16 protein-coding genes are annotated in these 22,699 nt (G+C 51.2%); 7 read left to right on the plus strand and 9 right to left on the minus strand.

Annotated elements, in window-relative coordinates; genetic code table 11:
• Window positions 1-7 precede the first annotated feature (7 nt).
• Window positions 8-478, plus strand: coding sequence for a PH domain-containing protein (locus AAF564_03835; GenBank protein ID MEM8484650.1), 471 nt, complete (start codon window positions 8-10; stop codon window positions 476-478).
• The gene (locus AAF564_03840) at window positions 475-2,004 is read left to right on the plus strand and encodes a PH domain-containing protein (protein ID MEM8484651.1); all 1,530 of its coding nucleotides are present in this window, start codon (window positions 475-477) and stop codon (window positions 2,002-2,004) included. The genes AAF564_03835 and AAF564_03840 overlap by 4 nt, the downstream gene beginning before the upstream one ends.
• 4 nt (window positions 2,005-2,008) lie before the next feature.
• Here the strand turns inward: AAF564_03840 and AAF564_03845 are convergent, their stop codons facing one another.
• Together AAF564_03845 and AAF564_03850 are read right to left on the minus strand one after the other, a co-directional pair.
• On the minus strand, window positions 2,009-2,557 hold the full coding sequence (locus tag AAF564_03845) for a DinB family protein (GenBank protein ID MEM8484652.1): 549 nt from the start codon (window positions 2,555-2,557) through the stop codon (window positions 2,009-2,011).
• A 159-nt stretch (window positions 2,558-2,716) separates the two neighbouring features.
• Entirely contained in the window at window positions 2,717-3,484 is a 768-nt protein-coding gene (locus AAF564_03850) for a hypothetical protein (protein MEM8484653.1), read from the minus strand.
• A gap of 188 nt (window positions 3,485-3,672) precedes the next feature.
• Here AAF564_03850 and AAF564_03855 point away from each other — a divergent pair, with 188 nt between their 5' ends.
• Window positions 3,673-6,513, plus strand: a complete 2,841-nt coding sequence (locus AAF564_03855; GenBank protein ID MEM8484654.1) for a T9SS type A sorting domain-containing protein — start codon at window positions 3,673-3,675, stop codon at window positions 6,511-6,513.
• Between the two features lie 43 nt (window positions 6,514-6,556).
• Window positions 6,557-8,089 carry a 4-alpha-glucanotransferase gene (malQ, locus tag AAF564_03860; GenBank protein ID MEM8484655.1) on the plus strand — a complete coding sequence of 511 codons (1,533 nt, stop codon included), beginning with the start codon at window positions 6,557-6,559 and terminating at the stop codon, window positions 8,087-8,089.
• A 34-nt stretch (window positions 8,090-8,123) separates the two neighbouring features.
• On the opposite strand, the gene glgX is transcribed toward malQ, so the two are convergent.
• On the minus strand, window positions 8,124-10,310 hold the full coding sequence (glgX, locus tag AAF564_03865; protein MEM8484656.1) for a glycogen debranching protein GlgX: 2,187 nt from the start codon (window positions 10,308-10,310) through the stop codon (window positions 8,124-8,126).
• A 201-nt stretch (window positions 10,311-10,511) separates the two neighbouring features.
• Between glgX and glgB the strand changes: the two genes are divergently transcribed.
• Window positions 10,512-12,410 carry a 1,4-alpha-glucan branching protein GlgB gene (glgB, locus tag AAF564_03870; GenBank protein ID MEM8484657.1) on the plus strand — a complete coding sequence of 633 codons (1,899 nt, stop codon included), beginning with the start codon at window positions 10,512-10,514 and terminating at the stop codon, window positions 12,408-12,410.
• 57 nt (window positions 12,411-12,467) lie between these two features.
• Here glgB and AAF564_03875 read toward each other — a convergent pair whose 3' ends face one another.
• On the minus strand, window positions 12,468-14,327 hold the full coding sequence (locus AAF564_03875; GenBank protein ID MEM8484658.1) for an OmpA family protein: 1,860 nt from the start codon (window positions 14,325-14,327) through the stop codon (window positions 12,468-12,470).
• 775 nt (window positions 14,328-15,102) lie between these two features.
• Between AAF564_03875 and AAF564_03880 the strand changes: the two genes are divergently transcribed.
• A complete protein-coding gene (locus tag AAF564_03880) occupies window positions 15,103-15,642 on the plus strand; it encodes a Rab family GTPase (GenBank protein ID MEM8484659.1) in 540 nt (179 codons plus the stop codon).
• A 37-nt stretch (window positions 15,643-15,679) separates the two neighbouring features.
• The gene (locus AAF564_03885) at window positions 15,680-16,816 is read left to right on the plus strand and encodes a HAMP domain-containing sensor histidine kinase (protein ID MEM8484660.1); all 1,137 of its coding nucleotides are present in this window, start codon (window positions 15,680-15,682) and stop codon (window positions 16,814-16,816) included.
• A 30-nt stretch (window positions 16,817-16,846) separates the two neighbouring features.
• On the opposite strand, the gene AAF564_03890 is transcribed toward AAF564_03885, so the two are convergent.
• From AAF564_03890 to AAF564_03910, 5 genes are all read right to left on the minus strand, one after another.
• Entirely contained in the window at window positions 16,847-17,275 is a 429-nt protein-coding gene (locus AAF564_03890; protein MEM8484661.1) for a secondary thiamine-phosphate synthase enzyme YjbQ, read from the minus strand.
• 12 nt (window positions 17,276-17,287) lie between these two features.
• Entirely contained in the window at window positions 17,288-17,926 is a 639-nt protein-coding gene (gene queE, locus AAF564_03895) for a 7-carboxy-7-deazaguanine synthase (protein ID MEM8484662.1), read from the minus strand.
• 27 nt (window positions 17,927-17,953) lie between these two features.
• Complete coding sequence (locus AAF564_03900; protein MEM8484663.1) at window positions 17,954-19,060, minus strand: tetratricopeptide repeat protein; 1,107 nt, start codon at window positions 19,058-19,060, stop codon at window positions 17,954-17,956.
• Window positions 19,061-19,221: 161 nt separating this feature from the next.
• Entirely contained in the window at window positions 19,222-20,949 is a 1,728-nt protein-coding gene (locus tag AAF564_03905) for a CRTAC1 family protein (GenBank protein MEM8484664.1), read from the minus strand.
• 22 nt (window positions 20,950-20,971) lie between these two features.
• Window positions 20,972-22,657 carry a CRTAC1 family protein gene (locus AAF564_03910; protein ID MEM8484665.1) on the minus strand — a complete coding sequence of 562 codons (1,686 nt, stop codon included), beginning with the start codon at window positions 22,655-22,657 and terminating at the stop codon, window positions 20,972-20,974.
• Window positions 22,658-22,699 lie beyond the last annotated feature (42 nt).

Consider the following 22,699-nt stretch of genomic DNA (forward strand, 5'->3'; position numbering starts at 1 on the left):
GGGCGCAATGCGATCTCTTGAACCTGCAATTAAAACGATCTGGACCATCAAGTTTGCATCCTTGCTGGGCAGCATGTTTCTCGCGGCCCTGCTGTACGAGGTATACGTCTATTTTTCCAGAGCAAGCTTCGCCCTGCCACCCGGCGTACTTACAGGTGCATTTCTGATCGTAGGCGTAGCAATTACGTTTTCGGTTCCGAGACTGAGCTATAAGTACTGGCGTTTTGATCTGCGGCAGGAAGAGCTGTACCTCGAACGGGGCATCCTCAACAGGGTACGCACCATTGTACCTTTGCGCCGCATTCAGCACCTCGACGTATCCCAGAATATCCTCGAGCGAGAGTTCAATTTAAGTAAACTGATTGTACATACCGCCGGCAGCAGAAGTAGCGATGTCGTTTTACCAGGCCTCCGGTTTGAAGAAGCAGAACAGCTGCGTGACGATGTAAAACGGTATATCCTGGAAGATGCCGTATGAGAGTTGATCAGCAATTTGATGAAGCGCAGATGCTTCATCCGATGACGCTGGTGCAGCGCTTTCTGCTGAGTTTACCGGCTTTTGTATTGCTCCTGATCCCAATTTTCCGCTCTGCTGATTCTGCAAGTGTGGTCCCCGTTGTGGCCGTCATCGTTTACGGTGTCCTCGCGCTTCCCCTCATTGCCTTGCGCTACTACCGGTTTCGCTACCGGATTACCAGGAAAGAAATTGTTATCCAAAGCGGCGTGCTCAACCGGCAAAACAGGAGCATTCCCATCGAACGTATCCAGAACATCGAAATTGAACAGTCGCTGCTGCCACGCATCTTTGGTACTGCAAAAGTAAAAATTGAAACCGCCGGCAGCTCAAAAACAGAAGGTGTACTGGAATTTGTCGGGATCGAAACAGCCCACGAAATCCGCGAAATTGTCCGTACCTACCAGCAGTCCAGAGAAGCTGCCGCTACCCCGGTAAACTCGGTCGCATCTCAAGATACGGGTCTAACGGACCAACCCATTGCACCAGCGCCGGCAAGGCAACAGGATGCAACTGCTAACACACCGGTCTTCAGCCTGCCGCTATCTCGCGTGCTGATGGTGGGCGTCATGCGCTTCTCATTGCTCTATATCGCAATTGCGTTTTCGCTAATAGAGCAAATGTTACCTAATCCGGACGAACTTGAGGTCTGGCTTCGACGCGGTTGGCTTAAGCCACTTACAGAATATGGTACAGATTCTCCCTGGCAACTCACCGCTGTCATTATATTCTCTGCTGTTTTACTCTCCTGGCTTTCCGGCATCCTCGTGAGCTTCAACCGATACTACGGTTTCAAACTCTGGTTGGAGAGCGACAAAATGCACAAGCGCCACGGATTACTCACCCTTTCGCAAGGCACCATTCCGTTACGCCGCGTCCAGGCCATGATCCTCCGCGCCAACATGTTGATGCGGCGGTTTAAGTGGATTACACTCGAAGTGCAAACAATGGGACTCGAAGCAACGGGGCGCGGTCATCAGGTAGTTGCCCCGCTTGCACGGCTCCCCGTAGCAATGGGACTGGCAAATCATATTGGCCCCGTCACGTTGCCAGAGCACTTTACACCCGTCTCCCGACTGACTATCCGGCGTACCATCGTCCGCTTTACGGTAGCCCTGCTGGTTACCGTGTTGCCAACAGCGTATTTCTGGCAGCCGGCATTATGGGGACTCCTGGCATTGCCAGCCATTCCTTTCTACGCATTCCAGCATTACAAAAACCACGGCTACGCCCTCCAGGAGGATACCCTGTATGTCCGCCGCGGTGTATTTCGCCATTTTATTTGGATGATTCCTGTAAGCAAATTCCAGGTACTCTATGGCGAGTCATCCATATTCCAGCGCCGGCTCGGACTTGAAACAGTTTACATCGACACCGCTGGTGCAGGCGGACTTGCCCTTCCTGAAATCATTGACGTGCCGACGGAAGAAGCCACAGCCTTGATCGAAGCCTGCTACAACCGGTTTCAACAAGCTTTTGCAACACCCTAACCTTTTACCGTGACCACGGCGGCGTCACCCCATTCATGCGTGCATAGGCAATCGATTGCCCAAGATGCTCGTTCATGTGCGTAATGAGTTGAAATAAAACGCCCCATCCTTCTGTCTCTCGACCATAAAGGCGCGTTGAAACGTTCATTCCCGCTGCCCCTAGTTCGTCGGTTGTTGCCTTAACATAGGCCACTGAGGCCCGTAAATGCTCAAGGACGTTTTGTTTCCCTGTCACAGACGCCATGGCATCCAGGTTCACATCTGCGGGGAGCGTTGTATCGAGGTAGGTATGGGGATGGTTGTAGTTGTAGCGCGCAATATGCATATACACCTCTTCCACTGACATCGCTTCATTATCCGGACGCCATGCGTATAGCTCAGCCGGCATGGCTTCTGCCAACGCTAAAAATTTACGTGCTGATGTATTGAAGTGGCGCAGAAACTCTGCCTTGAACGATGCACTATCCTGGGCAACAGCACCTGTGGGTACAAACAGCGATCCGGTGAGCAAGCCTGCAAGCAGCAAGCACACAAAAGAAAAGCGGGATTTCATAGTACAACAAACTTAACCTGATGGAATGGGGGACGCGAGGTTTGTTGCCCTCGCTACTTCACACAGCAGCGCACAACAGCCCAAAATCGGCTGCATCTGTGTGTAGCACCTGCAATTTACGCTAAAAACAACGATTTGATCGATTTGATTTTATGCCGATCACTTTTTTCGCGGCGTTGCGCTTCCATCTTCTTTACCCCGCATCGAACAGAGGCCAAGATATAACACGATGGGGATCGTTTTCCTGTAAGCCGGTCCCTGCACATCAAACGCCGTCCAGCCGATAGAAACGGTCCATGCAACAGGACCAATCCAGGAAACCCACCACGGGAATCTCCCCAAAATAAAATTGAACAACCGCATCGCCAGTTGATGCCCGATGATTTTTCCGATCAATCCAAAAATAATGTTCTTGATCAGTCCGTTCACAACCAGGCTGCCAAAGGCTTCGATCAACATCGGCAAAGCAAAAACGCCGGCTGATTTCTTGATGAACGATGCTGCGCGCTCTTGCTCTACGCCGAGGCTTTCGAGCATTTTTTGTTTCTCTTCATCCGGCAGCTCGGCAAACTGCTTGGTCGCGTATTGTGTCACAATTTGCTCTAGCATCTCGCGCTGCGTGCCCACTTGCGGCTTGTCAACTTTGAGCGCACCTGCTACATCCCGCATCATTTCGTGGAATGGCACACCGGGTTCCGGCGTTGCCCACCTGCGCATAAAATAGGCAAGATCTGAGCTGCCGAGGTACCGCGTGGATCGCTCCAGTTGTTTGTTCAGCGCCGCACGCCGCGCCGGCGTCTCATCTTTCTCATAGGCGGCCAGCAACGACTTCAGTTTTTGATCATCCGTCAGGTTAAACGGACTTTCGATAATCCCGATTAGGAAATGGTAATCTGCAATTTCAAGGGGTTTGAAGACTTCTTGCATGATGCGCGCTGTAAATTGAGCAACATTGATGAGGCAGGTCGGTTCTACGATTGCCGGCGATCCAAGGTTACGCGTAGGGAGATTGTTTTATATATGTGTATAAAGAAGGGCTGGCACCAGCATTAAAGGTTATCGTTTTGCCCCCACACCTTGTATATAATTAACACCATTCATAGCTGATTTATTGCATGTTTTCTGATAGATCTGTTCAGGTAACCCTAACCATTGTCTTCGCGCTTGGCCTACTCTTCTACTTTAAGCCGGCAACCCCCAACCTGACAGATCAAGCCGGCCAGGCAATCCTGAAAGATCTGGAAGCCCCATCGAAAGCAGATCGCAGCAATTACATGTTTACCATGATGCGCAATCCCGCAACCATGGCCATCCCCCGAAACATTCGTTCCAGAGAGTTGCGACATGCTGCCGGAATCGCTGCGGACGCCCGGTTTCTAAACAAAACAGACCGAAACCAGACCTTCAACTGGTTTGCTGCCGGCCCGTTTGATGTTGGCGGCAGAACGCGCGCGCTTGCCATCGACAGAGAAAACAGCAACCGCCTGCTGGCCGGCGCTGTTTCTGGCGGCGTCTGGGAGTCGCTCGACAGAGGTGGCACCTGGCATCCCGCCGAGATGACTGACGGCAACCTCAGCATCACCTACCTCGCACAAGACCCCCGCCCCGGTAATACCGCAACCTGGTATGCCTCTTCGGGTGAGTTCCTTGGCAACAGCGCGTCAGATGCGAGCCGTGCGGCTACGTATTTTGGCAGCGGCATCCACAAATCTATCGATGGCGGAAAGTCCTGGTTCGTGTTGAGCGGTGGACAGGCCGGCGATGAAGTCTCGTTTGATTCTCCTTTTGATTTTGTTAACCGTATCGTGGTCAGCCCGGTTACCGGCTCCGTTTTTATTGCGTCCAATGCTGTAGGCATTTATCGTTCGACCAATGGCGGAGAAACGTTCGGCACCATCGCCCCCGGGCAGCGCTTCCCTGATCCTGTATTGGGTGGCTTAAACGAACATTTCTGGTCTGATATCGCCGTCAACGATCAAGGCGTGCTGCTTGCAACACTGTCCTCTACAAGGTCTGCCAACCAGGCAACCAACACACCCGGCGTCTATATCTCGCGCAACGATGGTGATACCTGGACAAACATCACCCCCGGCACCTTCCCCTCTACCCACAGCCGCAGTGTGTTGGCGTTTGCGCCTTCAAACGAAGAAGTGGCCTACGTATTCACCGCCACACAACGTACAACCAACAACCGGGAAGACGTTCGCCTGCATAAACTGGACCTTGGTTCTGGAGCAGCCACCGATCTTTCAGACAACATCCCTGGCCTTAGCGAAGCCGGTAATATCGACACACAAGGGGGCTATAACATGGCAATTGCCGTGAAGCCCGACGATGAAGACTTTGTCCTGCTCGGTGCAACCAACACCTACCGGTCGCGCAACGGTTTCTCTTCTGTTCTGGTAGATCGCCTCGATTACTGGGTTGGCGGGTACGATGCCGTTGATGATGACTTTGGCAATTATGCCAACCACCACCCGGACCAACACCTCTTCATCTTCGACCCCCAAGACCCCAACCGGATGTGGAACGCCAATGACGGCGGCGTTTTCATGACACCGAACATTGCCCGTACCAATGAAGTGGTTTGGTTCGACATGAACCTGGGATACAAAACCACGCAGTTCTACACCGTTGCCATGCCAGAAATTGATGGCGATACACGCATTGCCGGCGGGACGCAAGATAACGGCACACCGTTCGTCCGTCTTGATGACCTGGCCAATACTTCGCGCAACATTAGCGTCGGCGACGGTGCACACCTGTATTTTGGGGAAGCCTTTGCGTTTGTAGGATTTCAAAATGGCGCAACGCTCCGGCTGCAATACAACAGCGATGGGACCCCAACATTTGCAGGTTTTAGTTTCATCCAGCCCAGCCAGGCATCAAACCAGCTCTTCGTTAATCCGTTTGTGGTAGATCCCAATGACGAAGAAGTAATGTACTACCCTGCTGGCGCTTCCCTTTGGCGCAATGATGCACTGTCGTCTATTGCAAGCGGACAAACAGACAATGGTGGCGTCTTAACCGGATGGAACAGGCTGAACAATATCCCGCGGCTTAGTGGTCTCACCATCTCGGCAATTGCCATTTCACGTGCGCCTGCCCATACCTTGTACTTTGCGGGAAGCGATGTTCGCGACACCAACCCGCAGGCCCCCCGCATTTACCGGCTCGACAATGCCAATCTTGGAGACGGCGATGGCACCCAGACTTATACAATACCTGGCGCATCAAGCGGCGCATACATTGCAGACATTGCTATAAATCCGGCAGATGCAGATGAAATTATCGTCGTATTGTCTAATTATGAAATCATTGGCCTTTACCATTCAACAGATGGTGGAGAGAATTTCACGGCAATAGAAGGCAATCTTACCGGCAACACATCAGAACCCGGCCCTTCTTTACGCGCAGCAACCATACTTCCCGGAAGCGATGGTACAACCTACTTTGTGGGTACAAGCACCGGACTCTACAGTACCGAAACCCTGAATGGTTCAAATACGATTTGGTCTCCGGAAGGCACAGAAGAACTGGGCAATGCTGTTGTATGGGATGTGACAAGCCGGCAATCAGATGCTTTGGTGGCTGTAGGTACACATGGCCGAGGCATGTATGTTGGTAGCCAGGATCCGAGTTTCAATCCACGGCCTGTGCCAGAATCATTCACCCTCTTCCCCAATTACCCCAATCCTTTTGCATCCATCACACGCATTGGCTACACGCTTACAGAACGCAGCCGCGTGAGCCTTGCTGTGTTTGATCTTTCAGGCAAAAAAATAACAGATCTGGTAACAAATCAGGAAGAGGAAACAGGGCGGCATGAGGTGGTGTTCAACGCGGGTTCTGTTGCCAGCGGAGTCTACCTGTTCCAGCTACTTGTACATCCCCTCGAAGGATCGACAAGCGCGGCGTCATTTTCTAAGACAAGGAAAATGATGATTATCAAATAGGACTCAATGGCTGTTTCTTGTCATTATCTCCCTATTTGTTTTTATGATTTTACCACGGAGCAGCGGCATACTCCTTCACATCACATCCCTCCCAAGTCCTTTTGGGGTCGGCGACCTTGGGCCGTCGGCGTTTCACTTTGCCGACTTGCTTCACGAGGCGCACCAACAAGTCTGGCAAGTGCTACCACTCGTTCCCGCCGGTTTTGGAAATTCCCCGTACGCGAGTCCGTCAACCTTTGCCGGTAATCCGTTGCTCATCAGTCCGGAAAAACTGCTGGAAGACGGCCTGTTGGAGGCAGCAGATCTGACAGAGATTCCAGCATTTGATACGACGAAAGTAGATTTTGAAGCTGTCAAACCATTCAAATTCAGTTTGCTCAAGCGCGCTTTTATGCGGTTTGAAGCCGGCAAAAGCAGCCTCAATCCCGCAGGGTTTGATACCTACTGCGCTGCAAACCAGTCATGGCTGGATGATTACGCGCTATTTTCTGTACTCAAGGCATTTTATGATGATCAGGAGTGGGTTGATTGGCCCCACGATATCAAACAGCGTGCATCAGCCGCTATAGACAAAGCCCGCAAGGAGCACGCACGTGATATCCGCATGCACCAGTTCTGGCAATACCTCTTCGATAAACAGTGGCATGCGCTGAAGGCCTATTGCAATGCGAAGGATATCAAGATGTTTGGCGACCTGCCCATTTATGTCGCACACGACAGCGCCGACGTTTGGGCAAATCAAGAACGATTTTATCTGGATGCCGATGGCCGACAGACTGTAGTTGCCGGCGTGCCCCCCGACTATTTCAGCGAAACAGGCCAGCGCTGGGGCAACCCCATCTACAGGTGGGATAAAATGGCCGAGCAGCAATATGCGTGGTGGACCGAGCGATTTGCCGCCATCCTGAAGCAAGTCGATTATGTTCGGCTCGATCACTTCCGTGGCTTCGAAGCCTACTGGGAAGTGCCGGCATCCGAAGATACAGCCATTAACGGGACCTGGGTAGAAGGCCCCAAACATGCGCTTTTTGAGGTATTGAAACGCGAACTGGGCGACCTGCCCGTCATCGCTGAAAACCTGGGGGTCATAACCGAAGGCGTTACGTCCATCATGGAAGCCTTCGAATTTCCAGGTATGGCTATTCTGCAGTTTGCCTTCGATGGCGATCCATCATCAGAATTCCTCCCGCACAACTACCAACAGCACCTGGTAGCCTATACGGGTACCCACGACAACGATACGTTAAAAGGCTGGTGGTTCAACAACCAGAGCACGCAAGAGGCAGCAGCCATCGAACGGGCCAGAAACTATGCACGCGCATATCTTGACCTGGAAGGCAAAGCTGATGAACACCTGCACTGGCCCTTTAATCGGGCGCTTCTGGCTTCTGTCGCAGCATTAGCCGTGCTTCCGTTGCAGGATGTAATGGGTTTGGGGCAACATGCGCGCATGAACACACCCGGTACAGTTGGTGATGCCAACTGGTCTTGGCGCTTTACATTCGATATGTTATCCGCTGAGGCGGTTACACACCTCGGAAAACTGACCAAGCTGTATGGACGCGCCATCGTATAGACTGAAAAACAAGTAATCGGGTAGCGTTTCCTGCTTATTCAGCTCTTAGGACCCATACACTGCGAGGAGGCACTGCACCGCGATCACCCATCTGAAACCCTGTGCCCACTTCAGGATCGCCGGCAACCGCATTCAACGCCATGGTCCATCCATGCTCCCGGTCTTTGGAAGCGCTCGGGACAACAAATGAAACAGACTCATGGCTCGCATTAAAAATAACGAGGAACGTATCGTCCTGTATGCGCTGACCAGTAGCGTCCTTTCGTAGGATACGATCGCCTTGTAGCATCATGCCTATCGTTCTGAGGCGATCATTTTGCCAGTCGCCTTCTCCCATCTCACGCCCAGAAGGATGCCACCACATCACATCTTTCAATCCGGATTCATCCACACGGCCAGTAAGGAAATGGTGCCGGCTAAAATTAGGATGGGCCTTTCGAAAATGAATGACCTTTTTCATATACGCCAGAAATTCCTGCGCCTCATCATCCAGCGACCAGTTGTACCAGTTAATGTCATTGTCCTGGCAATAGGCGTTGTTGTTACCATGCTGGGTTTTAGAGAGTTCATCCCCACCCAATACCATCGGCACCCCCTGAGAAAACAGGAGGCTGGCAATCATCGCCTGCTTAAGCTTCTTCCGGTGTCCGTTGACCGCTGGATCATCAGAAGGCCCCTCAACGCCCATATTGATGCTGTGATTGGCATTGTGGCCGTCGCGGTTGCCTTCTTTGTTTAATTCGTTGTGCTTTTGCTCATAGCTCACAAAATCCTGTAACGTGTAGCCGTCGTGGGCTGTCAGGAAGTTGATGGAGGCATATGGCCGGCGGCCCGACCACTCATAGAGGTCGCTGGAGCCGGCGAGGCTTGTGGCCATATCACCAATCAATCCCGTATCCCCGCGCCAGAAGCGCCGCATAACGTCTCTGTACCGGCCATTCCACTCCGTCCATTGCCAGGGGAAACTGCCCACCTGGTAGCCCCCTGGCCCTACATCCCACGGCTCCGCAATCAGTTTAACCTGGCTCAACACGGGGTCCTGCTGGATGACCTGAAAAAAGGCCGATAACATGTTGATTTCAAAAAGATCGCGGGCGAGGGCAGCGGCAAGATCAAACCGAAAACCGTCCACATGCATTTCCTCGACCCAGTACCGCAAACTGTCCATCACCAGTTGGAGAACATGTGAGTTGCCCATATCTAGCGTATTACCCGTACCGGTATAGTCCATCAGATACCGCGGATCTGACGGATTCTGCTTGTAATACGAAAGGTTGTCTATGCCTCTAAACGACAGGGTAGGCCCCATGTGGTTGCCTTCGCCTGTGTGGTTGTATACAACGTCTATGATAACTTCAAAGCCGGCGGCGTGTAATCCACGCACCATCATTTTGAATTCGCGAACCGCAGCAATCGGATCATCTGCTGCACTTGTATTGGCAGCGTACGCGGGCTCGGGTGCAAAGTAGGCCAGCGTATTGTACCCCCAGTAGTTGACCAACTCTTTTTCTACGAGGTGGGCTTCTTCAACCCGCGCATGTACGGGCAAGAGTTGGATGGTTGTGACACCAAGGCTTTTGAAATGGTCGAGTACGGGCGCTGAAATAAGGCCAAGGTAAGAACCACGCAGTCCTTCTGGCACATCCGGATGCAACTGGCTGATGCCTTTTACATGCGTTTCGTAAATGATGGTATCTGCCCACGCAATGCCGGGCGGCTTGTCATTGCCCCATTCAAAATGCTCTTCTATAACCGCCCCGAGTGGTGCATAGGCGGCCGTATCGACGGTTGAAAAGGTCAGGTCGGCTTCCGGATCTTCGCTATCATAGCCATACAAACCGTCGTCCCATTTCATTGGCCGGCCAATTGCACGAGCATAGGGATCCAAAAGGACCTTATTGCGATTGAAGCGCAGTCCCTTCTCAGGTACATAAGGACCGTCAACGCGGTACCCGTAGCACTGCCCCGGTTTTACATGCGGCAAATATATATGCCAGATCGGGCCGGTACGCTGATCGAGTACGTGCACCTCGCTGGGTGCAGCATCTTCTGCACGGGCAAAAAGCAGCAATTCTACACGTGTAGCCTGTGCGCTATAGAGCGCAAAATTAACGCCTATACCATCCCATGTTGCCCCAAGCGGATAAGGTTTGCCAGGCATCACAGGCATTTGGTTGCTTTTGTCGTCGGTCACTGTATCTTCAGCAGAGATTGAGAGCATCGGGTCCATATTCGGAACTTCTATCTAGAATTCATGACTTGCTTTATGAATCATTGCTTAAGTTATGACGAAGATAACCTAAACTTGAATTACGTACTTTGCTAACGTGGTACACACCAGCTAGGGAATGTAACACACCAGTTTTCGTTCAATACATTTTTTCTCATCGAGAACAAGCTCAAAGGCCAGTTAACATAAATTATGCCGTGGATAAGTAACGCAGAAGCCCAGGCGTGGCAGGAAGGACAGTTTCACCAAAGCTATCATAAGTTTGGGGCCCACCCTGATGCAACTGGGTGCTGGTTTGCCGTTTGGGCACCGCATGCAGATTCAATTGCCATCATTGGTGACTTTAATGATTGGTCGAATACGGCACACTGGATGAACCGCGAAGCAGCCGGCATCTGGACCTGTTATGTCGAAGGCGCACAAACGGGCCAACGCTACAAATACCATATTAAACGCGGCACCTACACCACCGACAAAACCGACCCGTTTGCTTTCCAAATGGAAGCCCCTCGCCCACAGGGCAACGATATTGACGGCCTGTCATCGATTATTACAGATTTATCTGGTTACCAATGGCAAGATGATGCCTGGATGAAAAGCAGAAGGGGGCCTTCGGGCATTGATACGCCCATCTCTGTGTACGAGGTGCACCTGGGCTCCTGGATAACAGACGACAACGGGAATCCCCTGAATTATCGCCAGATTGCACAGTCTCTAGCAGATTATGTTTCGGATATGGGATTCACCCATATCGAGGTCCTGCCCTTGATGGAGCACCCCTATTACGGCTCATGGGGCTACCAGACCATTGGGTATTATGCCGCCACGCACCGGTATGGCAGCCCGGAAGACTTGAAATTCTTTGTGGACTACATGCACCAGCGTGGTATCGGCATCATCCTCGATTGGGTGCCGGCACACTTTGCAGTAGATCCCCAGGGCCTTGTTTTCTTTGATGGTAGCACCCTCTTTGAATACGACGACCCCCAGATGCGGCAACATCCAGACTGGGGCACCTACATTTTTGATTACAACAAGCCAGGTGTACGTAACTTCCTTACCTCCAATGCACTGTTCTGGCTCGACGAATACCACATCGACGGCTTGCGATTCGACGCCGTAGCCTCGCTCCTCTACCGCGACTATTCTCGTACTGAATGGTCACCCAACAAATATGGCGGCCGGGAGAACCTGGAAGCGATAGATTTTCTAAAGAAAGTGAACGAGGTGGTTTACAACCGCTTTCCCGAAGCCCTGATGATTGCGGAGGAATCCACGGCCTGGCCTGGCGTCTCAAAACCTACGTACGATAACGGCCTGGGCTTTCTCTACAAATGGAATATGGGCTGGATGCATGACACGCTCAAATACGTTGAGGAAGACCCCGTACACCGGGCTTTTCACCATAACAACCTGACCTTTCCGTTATTTTACGCATTCACCGAACAGTACATGCTACCACTCTCGCATGATGAAGTGGTACACGGTAAAGGATCACTTTGGGGCAAAATGCCGGGTGATCTCTGGCAAAAAGCAGCAAACCTTCGCTTGCTCTACGGCCACATGTTTGGCCACCCAGGCAAGAAACTGCTGTTTATGGGCTGTGAATTTGGACAGCCAGAAGAATGGAATTATAAACAGTCGCTCAACTGGTCTTTACTGGAATATCCCCTGCACAAAGGATTACAAGACTGGGTTCGGGCGCTTAATACCCTCTATCGCACATATCCTGCACTCGGTAAAGACAGTGGAGATGCCTTCTACTGGATTGACCACACCGACGCACAACACAGTCTGGTGAGCTATGTGCGGCATCTGGACGATGAAACCCTGGTGTTTGTCCTGAACTTCACCCCTGTGCCGCGCGATGAACACCTTCAGGGCATGCCCAAGACGGGGACCTGGAAGCTCCTGCTAAATAGCGATGACCCTGCTTATGGCGGTAGCGGATACGGGAAAGTGAAAGCAACTGTGAAGGTGAACGATAAAACACCTCACCAGGGGCAACCGGGTTCAATGAAGCTGACTGTGCCGCCTTTAGCGCTGATGGTGTTCAAACACACGCCGGCGAAAACCAAGAAGAAGAAATAGACGGGCCGGCTGTATTGCCAGCATTCGACGCACAGGGTCTACGCGTACATAACCGCGCTATTGCCAGCTGCGCCCTTCAATCACAACGTTGAAGGTTACGGAGTTGAATTGTGGTACAATCGACGAATCAACTGGAGAGGGGTAGTTTTCCAGATTGATTTCAGGCAATTCCTGCGAACCAAAGCCAAGCGCTTCAACCGCACCATCGCCATTGTCGAGCCCGAGTTGGATGAGCTGAGAAACGATGGCCTCTGCCCTGCGGATACTGATATCAAAGTTATCTTTCTCCGTATCACCATCGGTAGAGTAGCCCCAAACGCTGATCACGATATTTTTGTGACCCAGCTTGGCGTTATCGAGAAGTCCTTTGGTGGAAAGGTAGATTTCGTAGAGGTTGTTGTTCTGCGTAGAATCAACGTCGAAAGAAGCTTTATTGAAGTACACAAACTTGTTTTCAAGTTCTACTTCGTAAGCCAGCATCGCGCTTTCGTCGAACTCGACCACTTCGTCATCATTATAACTGACGATACCAACGATGAAGCCGGCTTTTTCACGCGCTTTCTCTTTCCACAGCACAGGCACACCATTGCCCGTGGCAATGAGCACTTTGTTCTCTACTTTCAAATCAACAGCTTCAGGAAGCGGGCCAAGGAACTGCTGGGCGCGAAGCTCCAAAATTTCGTCCGACAAATCGCTATACGCAGTCCAGCGTTGCACCACGTCTTCAGGATTCAGATCAGTGGCTTCCAGCAGCGAATCAGCACTAATGGCCAGCGGGTCTTTGAGACCTTGCACAAACCACTTGCCGCCATCCCGTCCTGAATCAAGAATGACAATACCCGGCTGGCTGTCGAGTTTGTTAAGGTACTCTTTCCAGTCGATGTTGTCTTTTACGAAGAAAACAGCAATCGTAACCAACCAAACGGCAAGACCACCCAGGATAATCCAGAAAAGCGGCGATACGGGCCGTGTTGGAATTTGGTAGTGCGAAAGCAGCTCGGATTCGAGAATCGGCTTGGTTGCTTCAAACGGTGTAATATCGCCGTCGAAGAACGTAAGGGCAGCATTAAATTGGAGATGAACAGAGCGCGCGGTTTCTTTCAATACGCGTCGCAATTCGGGCTCCGGCGTAACGCGAACAACAGCCGCGAGAATAGCCTTGGGGCCTTGTTCAATCCAAACAGTCAATTCTCCAACTTGCAGGGTTGCAAGCCCCTCCTCTGCCTTTGTGCCGAACGAGTCTTGCACAAAGTCCTGGATGGCGGTAAGCATACTGGATACGAGCGAACCATCTTGTGCTTTTACCGAATCGGCAACCACGTGCTGCAGCGGCAACCCGCTGATGCGATGGATAAGAAAGACTTGCTCAACGCGGTACCGCAGGGTATGACTGAGAACAACTTCAGAAAACGAGCGGCCGCTCCGCATGGCTTCAATCTGCCACTTGATGCCCTGGAGTGAGACGCCATATTGCAGTGCCCACTTGATGGCATTACGGGTAGAGCGGAAAGATTCGCGAATCCCCCGGCGCAGCGCAGGCACCACGAGTGGGGAAATCCCCTCGACCATGGTTTCTGTGTCCTGTTGAACAGATACGTCCAGGGTTCGGCTAAATGTCTGGGATAACGCCTTGGCGAGTTTGTCTCCTTTCCTGGCGTTTATTGCTACGGCTTCGGGCAGGTATTTGCTGATAGAATTGAGTTGGGCATCTGGTGCCTCCAACTCATCCAGCCGGCGATGCAGTTGCATCAGCTGATACTGCTCTGGCGCGAGGAGTATCCGGCGAAGTTCTTCAATTTCTTCTTCTGTAAGCTTGCTCAATACACCATCCCCAGCGCCGCTGCCATACACCGACCCCACAACCTTGGAACCAAGGGGTGTTCGCCTATAGGGGTTTGCAGGAGAAGCTTCAGACATAATTGGAATCTAATCCGACTTAAACGTGTCACCAGGCATGTAGCATGCTTTAAAAGCATATATGCGCAGGTCGTTAAAATAGTATCAGGAGTGATTTCAGCGCATTAGGCTAGCTTGCACAAAACGCGGGAAATCTTTGGTTAAAGGTATTTAACGCCAGTAACAGGTTAATTCTTCGGCTTTGTATTGTATGCCGGCTACACACACCCAACTCACACCATACAATCTCGAAGAGCTTGATAATATACGGTATTTATTGCGAAAAAGTATCGTAAGGGAATCTTTTCTGCAACAGCGTTTTTATCTTTGCGCTATGTCAGTGGTTCTGCCTGCCATCTTTGAGCAACCAGATAGCACCAGAACATACACATGTCGCATGCTTGCAGGAGCGACCTGCAGTTTTTGAGTACAGTTTTTTCAACTACGCCAAGCCCTAAGAATAAACATCAGGAGAATAGGGCGGCATACCGTGTGTCTCACTCGACCATCAACCTTTGGCGCAATTGTCATCATACTATTCGCCCGAGCATGTAACTCTTTTGGCATTTTAGCATTGAATAAAAAACTGAACCAAATTATCAAATTTTCTTTCTCGAACACCCTTCGTAACGAACGGTAGAGAAACCGGACGAAAAAATGCTATCGCATGGTTTTTCGATTGAATTCACCACACGTGCATAATTCGTGCTTCGAAAAGCCTACCTGTATTAACCCGGTTCGTTTTGGATTCCATCGATTGCCCTGTAATAGGTCCAAACAACGGTAAGCTCAAGTAATGACCAAATCTTCTTCGCAAGACGTTACCCCGAAAATAGACTTGCAGATGACCCAGAAAAAGATCTGTACCCTCGGCACATCAGCCGTAGGAAAAAGCAGTCTTGTTGCCAGATTTGTCAAGGGAATTTTCTCTGACAGTTACCTGACGACAATTGGCGTCAAGATTGACAAGAAGTCCGTGTCCCTGAAAGGGCAGAAAGTAGATCTGCTAATATGGGATCTCAACGGCGAGGATCGATTCCAGAAACTCTCCATGAATTACCTTCGCGGTACAGCAGGTTATCTGCTCGTCATCGATGGTACACGGCGCAACACCCTGGACGCTGCTCTGGCTTTGCATCACAAGGCCCAGGCAACCCTCGGGACTGTCCCTTCTGTTGTTTTAATCAACAAAGCGGACAGAAAAGAAGAGTGGGAGATTGAAGAGGCTGATATCAATGATTTACAAGCACGAGGCTGGACGGTAATGGAAACCAGTGCCAAATCCGGCTCCGGAGTGGAGAAGGCTTTCACTAACCTTACGCAAAAGCTCGTATAGCCAGAATCGATCAGTTCTATCCCAGCAAATCACTGCCATGAATCCTGTTTTGTTACCTCCCAACCTGCTTGCACAGCTGGACATGGCTGTCTTTCGCCGCGAAAGCGATGGAGCGTTCTCGTTGATTGGAGAGGCGCCCCAGTGGCTCAGACAGTTGTACCCTAAATTACCTACGGATGGCTCAACCTGGCATCCGGAGCATCACCTTGTTTATCTCGCCCACTTTTTGGAAGAAGCGGAAGAGGTATGGAAAGGCGGCACGGTTGTACACCACACGTCGGATATCTGGACAGAAGAAGACCCAACAGGCAAAGAGTGGCTCCTCGAAGCCATTGCACTACGCCTGGACGACCAGGATCTCCTTCTGCTTAAATTTCCTTCCAACGACTTTCAAACGTTGCGCAGCATCTACCAGGAAGCCCGCGACCAGAGTTTGAAGCAATACAATTTGATGAAGGAGATCGATAAGCGCGAAGTGCTGCTGCACTGTACCGTGCACGATCTTTCTGCACCGCTGGCCGGCATCCGCGCCAGCCTCTGGCTTTTGCACGAAGACAAAATGGTGCAGCCCGTAGGAGAAGAATTTGTCGAAATTGGCCTCGACCAGGTCGACAAAATGCAGGACCTGATCAAAGATACCCTGACAACCTTCTCTACGCGCTCCAAACCGCTCTTCCAACCGACAGCCAACCTGGAAGACGCACCTGATATTGCCGAGAGTGCCAAAGAGGTAACCGAAGCCCTTGGCGCAATGGCCTCGATGAAAGACGTCACCTTCAGGATATCAACAGAAGGCCCTGACGATACCAGTTGGAAAGTAGCCGGTGACCACGCCAGGCTTGAGCGTATTTTGTTCAACTTGCTCGAAAACGCCCTCCGACACACCCGAGACGGCACCTCTGTTGTGGTCCGGCTTCGAGATGAAGGCAATTCCATCCGCATCAGCATCAAAGACCAGGGCAAAGGTGTGCCGCTGGAGATGATGAACAAATTGTTCGAGAAGTTCACCCAGGGATCAGACGAGTCGGGCAAAGTGGGCCTGGGCCTCTATTTCTGTCGTATTACGGTGGAAAGCTGGGGTGGAGAAATTGGCTGCCTGCCAAATATCAAAGATGGCGCTTGCTTCTGGTTCACACTGCCGAAAGCCGGCCAAAACGGCGTCGCGCACGCCTGACCGACTACCCGGCACCCTTACCTAAATCACTCAGGACTTCTCGCCGTTGAGGGTTACCATCAGGCGCCTGGCGCCACCGTAGTCTCTGTGCTCACACAAGTAGATCCCTTGCCAGGTCCCTAACCGAAATTGTCCACGGGCAATCGGCAGCATGAGGCTACTGCCCAGCAAAGCAGCTTTGATGTGCGCCGGCATATCGTCTGGTCCTTCCATCGTGTGCTTGAAATACGGCTCGTTTTCAGGCACAAATTTATTGAAATAGGCCTCCATATCTTCCCGCACGTCAGGACTCGCATTTTCATTCAGCGTCAACGAAGCCGAGGTATGCATAATAAAAATCTGGGCCATCCCTACCGCATACGCCTGTAATTCAGGTAGCTGTTGCAGCACTTCACGGGTGATCAGGTGAAACCCGCGGCTTTTGGGTGAAAGTTGGATCTCTTTCTGAAACCAGGCCATATTCTATTCAGATCAGGGAATTTGCAGTAGCTTATGGCTCTGTAAACTTAGACGCCAATGCGGGTTGCGGAGGCAATACGCCAATGCCTGCTGTGTATTAACTGCCACATCAGGACCGTCCATCGGCTGCAGGAAAAAATGGTCAAAGTCGAGATCAGCATACGCCTCAGGCATGGCTTCAGGCTGCGGATAAACCAGCTTGAGCTCATTGCCTGTCGTCTGCACGGTCGTTGTACCTGCTTTGGGGCTCACGCATATCCAATCTATGCCTTCAGGCGCGGGCAAGGTGCCATTGGTCTCAACGGCGACTTCAAAGTTGGCGGACTTTAACGCATCAATCAACGCCACATCTAACTGCAGTAGGGGCTCGCCGCCTGAGCACACGACGTACCGCGACTGTCCTGCTTCAGCTTCGGGCCAAAGTGCATTTACTTGCGCAGCCAACGCGGTAGCATCTTTGTATTTCCCACCACACGCACCGTCCGTACCGAAGAAGTCGGTATCACAAAACTGACAAATAGCCTGGGCCCGATCAACTTCTCGCCCTGACCAAAGGTTACATCCTGAAAAACGCAAAAACACAGCCGGCCGGCCAGTATGCAGGCCTTCACCTTGCAGAGAATAGAATATTTCTTTTACAGCATATGCCATACACGTCTTCCAGAAGATGCAACATGCCTAACTTTCAGCCTCCAGGGATTCCAGTTGGCGCAAAAACGATTTTACCGAGACATTTTCAGGATCTTTCTCGAGTGCCATCTCCCATGCAAACCGCGCTTCTTCGTAGCGTTTGTTGTTGGCCAATACAGCTCCGAGATTAATCCACACCTCAATGGCTTCAGGTTGGAAGTTCAGAATACGCTGGTATTGCTGAATCCCTTCCTCGAGCCGGCCTGCTTCTACCAACATATTGGCCAGGTTGTTTTGCATCGCAAGGTTTGTAGGATCCATTGTGATGCCATTTTGATACGAATCAATGGCTTTCTCATATTGCCGGCTCCGCCAAAGCAGATTTGCAAGCGTCACCCAGGCCACCGGGTTATCCGGCTCAGCGTTGATGCCATTCTCCGCCTCATTAATTGCCTGTTGCAATTGCTGCGCACTATCAGCCTGGGCCAGATAAAACTCAGCTTTTTGCTGCTCCCCTACCCGCAATAACGCCTGACCGAGATTATACTGGGCGCCCTGATGCCACGGCTGAGCTTCAGCTACAGGCTCCAGATACTCAATCGCCTTGTCTGTATCCCCCATCCGATTGTACAGCGTGCCAATAATGTAGGCATAGTCATTGTTGTCGGGCCTGAGCTCAGCACCTTTCAAAGAATACTCCAGCGCTTTCTCCAACTCACCCGTTTCTTCCATCAACTGTCCCAACCACATGTAGGCTGTTGGATTTTCTGTATCCAGGACAATTGACTCTTCAAAAGCAGCCAGGGCGCTATCTGGCTCACCTAGCTTTGAATAGGCTTTGCCTAATTCCAGATACAATTGCGTTGTCGGCAGAATTTCTTCTTCCGCTTTGTATGCTGCTACCGCCTGACGAAAAAGCCCGCGACGGAAAAAGTTCACACCCATGTTATGATGTGCCCCTTTGTATCCAGCATCCCGCTTCAACACATCCTGGTAGGCCATCTGTGACTGCTCCCACCGGTTCATTTGGGCGAAGATACGGCCGCGCATGAAATATATATCCGCAAGGTCAGGCTCAATGGCTGTGGCGCTATCAAGGTATGTCATGGCAAGGTTATGATTCCCTTGCTGAAAAGAGCGTTCACTGCGACTCATAAACCTGCCGACTTCGGGAGGCAGGGTTAATCTCAGCGCCTCTGTCTTGCCCAGACTTGGCCCATCACTGCCCGTATTACATCCCGTAAAGCATAGGACAAAACCCAATACGCAGGCCGCAAATAGCTTTTTCCTGGTGCTCATCATTCTTTCTTGCATGTTTATTTTCCGGTAAGCGTCGTAAACTGTCCGTCTCCTTCCCTCACCAAAATTTCCTGATTGGCATCTATATCAAGCAGAACTTCTTCTGCGCCACTTGGCCAACGTATTAATAACGAATCTACCGTGGTGTTATTTCCCAGACCGAAGGTCAGTGTCTTTTCGTAGCTAGACAAAAAGCTGCTACCTGTTTTCACCCAGCGCTCGATGCGCAAGTCAGGGACAACGGCAATAACATGGGCCCCCACCGCATCGCGGTTACTATCCACGCCTTCAAGCTTGACGCGCAAATAGCCGCCGGCCTGGGTATCATTACGCCACAGGCGAGCGGGACCGTCGTTCTCAACAAACAGAAGATCAATGTCGCCATCCCTGTCGTAATCTGCATAAGTCAGGCCACGGGCCACCATAGGCATGTTAAACGGCGCAGCTTCAGACTTAAACTCGTCAAATACACCATTACCACGGTTGAGATAGATCTGCGGCGGCTGCCTGAATTTGATGGCTTCCTGTATGCGGGAAATATGCGTGAGTACGTGGCCATTGGCTGTAACCAAATCGAGGTCGGTATCAAGATCTATATCCAGCAAGCTGAGGCCAAACGTAAGCGTTAAGTTACTCGGGAAAGCAATGCGAGAAGCAGTAGCACGGTCTACAAACTGACCATAAGGAGAGTATCGATACACGCCAACGGTTTCTTCCGTAAAGTTGCCAACGAAGGTGGATACATAGCCTGTACTATCAACAACGCCTGTATCGAGCCCCATGCCTGCCCGTGCCCGACCATGCTGGCTCACAGCAACGCCGGCCTGCAAGCCTACTTCTTTAAAGGTCCCATCTTGCTGGTTTTCGAAGAGGTAGTCATTTTCCGTATCATTGCCTACCATCACATCAATCCAGCCATCTTTGTTGAAGTCGATAGGGGCTACGCCCAGCGTTTTGTCTTTCAGTGTATCGAGGCCGGCTAAAAACCCTGCTTCACGGGTCCGATTGGTAAAGGTCCCGTCTCCGTTGTTGCGGTAGTAGTGGCTCGCACGTCCATTGTATTCCTGTGGCGTGCAAAACATCTTTTGCCCTTCAAATTTACACACGATGTCGTTGAGGAAGCTCCAGTCTACATAGTTGCCTACGTACAAATCCACAAAGCCGTCTTTGTCTGCATCAAAGAACATCGCCGAACTACTCCACGCGCTTTCGTCAGTTATCCCTGCATCGGCCCCAACTTCTACAAAGCGCCCCCCCTGGTTTTCGAAAAGCATGTTTTTCCAGAGGTTTGTCATAAAGAAGTCTTCGTCTCCATCATTGTCGTAATCAGCAACTGTAAAGCCAAAGCTATAGGTGTAGGTGTCTTTCAGGCCGCTGTTGGTGTACGTTACTTCGGTGAAAGATCCGTCTTTATTGTTTTCATAAAGCCGTACTGCCTGTACTTTTCTTCTTTCATGATGCGGGAAGGTGCCGCCTACAGCAAGCAGGATATCCGGCCAGTTGTCGTTGTTGTAATCGATAAACGCAGCGCCTGGACCGACAATTTCTGGCATCAGTTTGTTATCGAATCCACCGGTCTCGTGGGCGTATTCACCGAGGCCAGCAGATGCGGTGACATCTGTAAACACCGGGGCACCTATATCAAGCGAAGGAACGGCCGGCTCTTGCACACCACATCCCGTCAGGATACTGCCGAGCAACAAGATGCTGCCCAGTACAAGCAGTTTTGGGGCGTTAAACAACATAGGGGTATCAAAAATTCTTGGATTAACGAGATATTTGTTCATACGTATCAGCACCTTCAACGATAAATATCTCCTGGTTCTTTGCAATGTTTGTAAACACGGTGGCTGGTGAATTGGGCCATTCGATACGAAGCGTATCCACCTGGCTGTTGTCACCAAGGCCAAAAGTCACCGTTTTTTCCGAACTGGACAGGTAACTGGAAGCAGTCCGAATGCGCCGGACCATATCAAGCCCGTTTACAGTCGCTGTAATTTCTGCACCAATGGCATCACGATTCCCCTTCGTCCCCTGGACCTTTACGCGCAAAAATGACTGCCCCTGCTGGTCGTTTCGCCACAGGTAGGCTTTGCCACTATTTTCGGTAAAGAGCAAATCGAGGTCACCGTCTCTGTCGTAATCAGCCTGGGCCAACCCGCGCGCAACAAGCTGGTCGGTAAAGACGCCTTCATCTGCTTCATGCAGATCGAACACACCATTCCCGCGATTCAGGTAAAGTTGGGCCGGCTGCCGATAGGTTACTTTGTCCTTATCGCCAATCCGGTCTGGGTACACGTGGCCGTTAGCAAGCAAAATATCCATGTCTGTGTCTAGATCTGCATCAAACAGAATCAACCCAAACGTGAGAATCAACAAACTGGGGTAGCCGACCCGAGAAATGGCTGAGCGGTCGAGAAACGATTCATTGCCGATGTGTTTGTATACACCGACCATTTCTTCGGAGAAATTACCAACAACAATTGAATAGCGGCCGCTGCTATCCAGCACTGCGGCATCGATACCCATGCCAGCGCGCGCTTCGCCATGCTCGCTAAACGCCATGCCGCTTTTGACACCAATTTCTGTAAACGTACCGTCTTTGTTGTTGCGATAGAGCAAGTCTCCTTCCCCATCGTTGGCTACGGCAAAATCTGTCCAACCATCATTGTTGAAATCCAGGTCAGCAACCCCCAGCGATTTACCCAAGGTTGGATAGAATCCGGCTGTTGCAGTAACGTCACGGAAGGTACCATCGCCGTTATTCAGGAAGAAGCTGCTGGGAATGCCTGTGTAGGCTGCAGGTATGCAATACAGCTTAACCGTGCCCCCTGGTGGGCAAAAAATATCAGTCTCTTCGCTCCATTCGACATAGTTACCAACATAAAGGTCGAGCCAACCATCTTTATCGGCATCAAAAAACATGGCTGAACTGCTCCAGACCGCGAGTTCGTCAATGCCGGCAGCGGCGCCTACTTCGACAAAAACACCATTGTCATTTCGGAAAAGCATGTTGGTGCGCAGATTGGAGACAAAGAAGTCTTCATCGCCATCATTGTCATAATCGGCCACGTTTACACCGAGCGTGTAGGCACGGACGCTGTCGAGTCCGGTGTCGGCGCTGACATCTTCAAATGTGCCATCGCCTTTATTTCGGTAGAGCGAGAGGGACTGCGGCTGGCGTGCAGGATCGGCTTCCCAGTTTCCGCCGGCAGCGAGCAGAATGTCGAGCCAGCCATCACCATCATAATCGATAAAGCCGCCGCCGCTCCCCATCGGTTCGGGGTACCACTTGTCACCAGTTGCTCCTGTGTGATGCAGGAAATCTCCGAGGCCGGCTGCATCGGTTACATCAACAAAAGATATCGGCTGTGGATTTTCAGCTTCTTCAACAGGTGAATCGCTGCTACAGCCTGCCAGGCAAAAGAGTAAAAGAATAACAACAAGCTTCATGCTCGTTCAAACTTATTTTGGCCTAAAGCCACAGAGAGGGTG

It is taken from the genome of Bacteroidota bacterium, assembly GCA_039111535.1.
In the GTDB taxonomy this organism is placed as follows: Bacteria; Bacteroidota; Rhodothermia; order Rhodothermales; family JAHQVL01; genus JBCCIM01.

What these genes read in the sequence shown, in the direction of transcription:
- AAF564_03835 (MEM8484650.1), top strand. Translation starts at nt 8, where the DNA reads ATGCGATCTCTTGAACCTGCAATTAAAACGATCTGGACCATCAAGTTT.
- AAF564_03840 (MEM8484651.1), top strand. Translation starts at nt 475, where the DNA reads ATGAGAGTTGATCAGCAATTTGATGAAGCGCAGATGCTTCATCCGATG.
- AAF564_03845 (MEM8484652.1), bottom strand. Translation starts at nt 2,557, where the DNA reads ATGAAATCCCGCTTTTCTTTTGTGTGCTTGCTGCTTGCAGGCTTGCTC.
- AAF564_03850 (MEM8484653.1), bottom strand. Translation starts at nt 3,484, where the DNA reads ATGCAAGAAGTCTTCAAACCCCTTGAAATTGCAGATTACCATTTCCTA.
- AAF564_03855 (MEM8484654.1), top strand. Translation starts at nt 3,673, where the DNA reads ATGTTTTCTGATAGATCTGTTCAGGTAACCCTAACCATTGTCTTCGCG.
- malQ (MEM8484655.1), top strand. Translation starts at nt 6,557, where the DNA reads ATGATTTTACCACGGAGCAGCGGCATACTCCTTCACATCACATCCCTC.
- glgX (MEM8484656.1), bottom strand. Translation starts at nt 10,310, where the DNA reads ATGCTCTCAATCTCTGCTGAAGATACAGTGACCGACGACAAAAGCAAC.
- glgB (MEM8484657.1), top strand. Translation starts at nt 10,512, where the DNA reads ATGCCGTGGATAAGTAACGCAGAAGCCCAGGCGTGGCAGGAAGGACAG.
- AAF564_03875 (MEM8484658.1), bottom strand. Translation starts at nt 14,327, where the DNA reads ATGTCTGAAGCTTCTCCTGCAAACCCCTATAGGCGAACACCCCTTGGT.
- AAF564_03880 (MEM8484659.1), top strand. Translation starts at nt 15,103, where the DNA reads ATGACCAAATCTTCTTCGCAAGACGTTACCCCGAAAATAGACTTGCAG.
- AAF564_03885 (MEM8484660.1), top strand. Translation starts at nt 15,680, where the DNA reads ATGAATCCTGTTTTGTTACCTCCCAACCTGCTTGCACAGCTGGACATG.
- AAF564_03890 (MEM8484661.1), bottom strand. Translation starts at nt 17,275, where the DNA reads ATGGCCTGGTTTCAGAAAGAGATCCAACTTTCACCCAAAAGCCGCGGG.
- queE (MEM8484662.1), bottom strand. Translation starts at nt 17,926, where the DNA reads ATGGCATATGCTGTAAAAGAAATATTCTATTCTCTGCAAGGTGAAGGC.
- AAF564_03900 (MEM8484663.1), bottom strand. Translation starts at nt 19,060, where the DNA reads ATGAGTCGCAGTGAACGCTCTTTTCAGCAAGGGAATCATAACCTTGCC.
- AAF564_03905 (MEM8484664.1), bottom strand. Translation starts at nt 20,949, where the DNA reads ATGTTGTTTAACGCCCCAAAACTGCTTGTACTGGGCAGCATCTTGTTG.
- AAF564_03910 (MEM8484665.1), bottom strand. Translation starts at nt 22,657, where the DNA reads ATGAAGCTTGTTGTTATTCTTTTACTCTTTTGCCTGGCAGGCTGTAGC.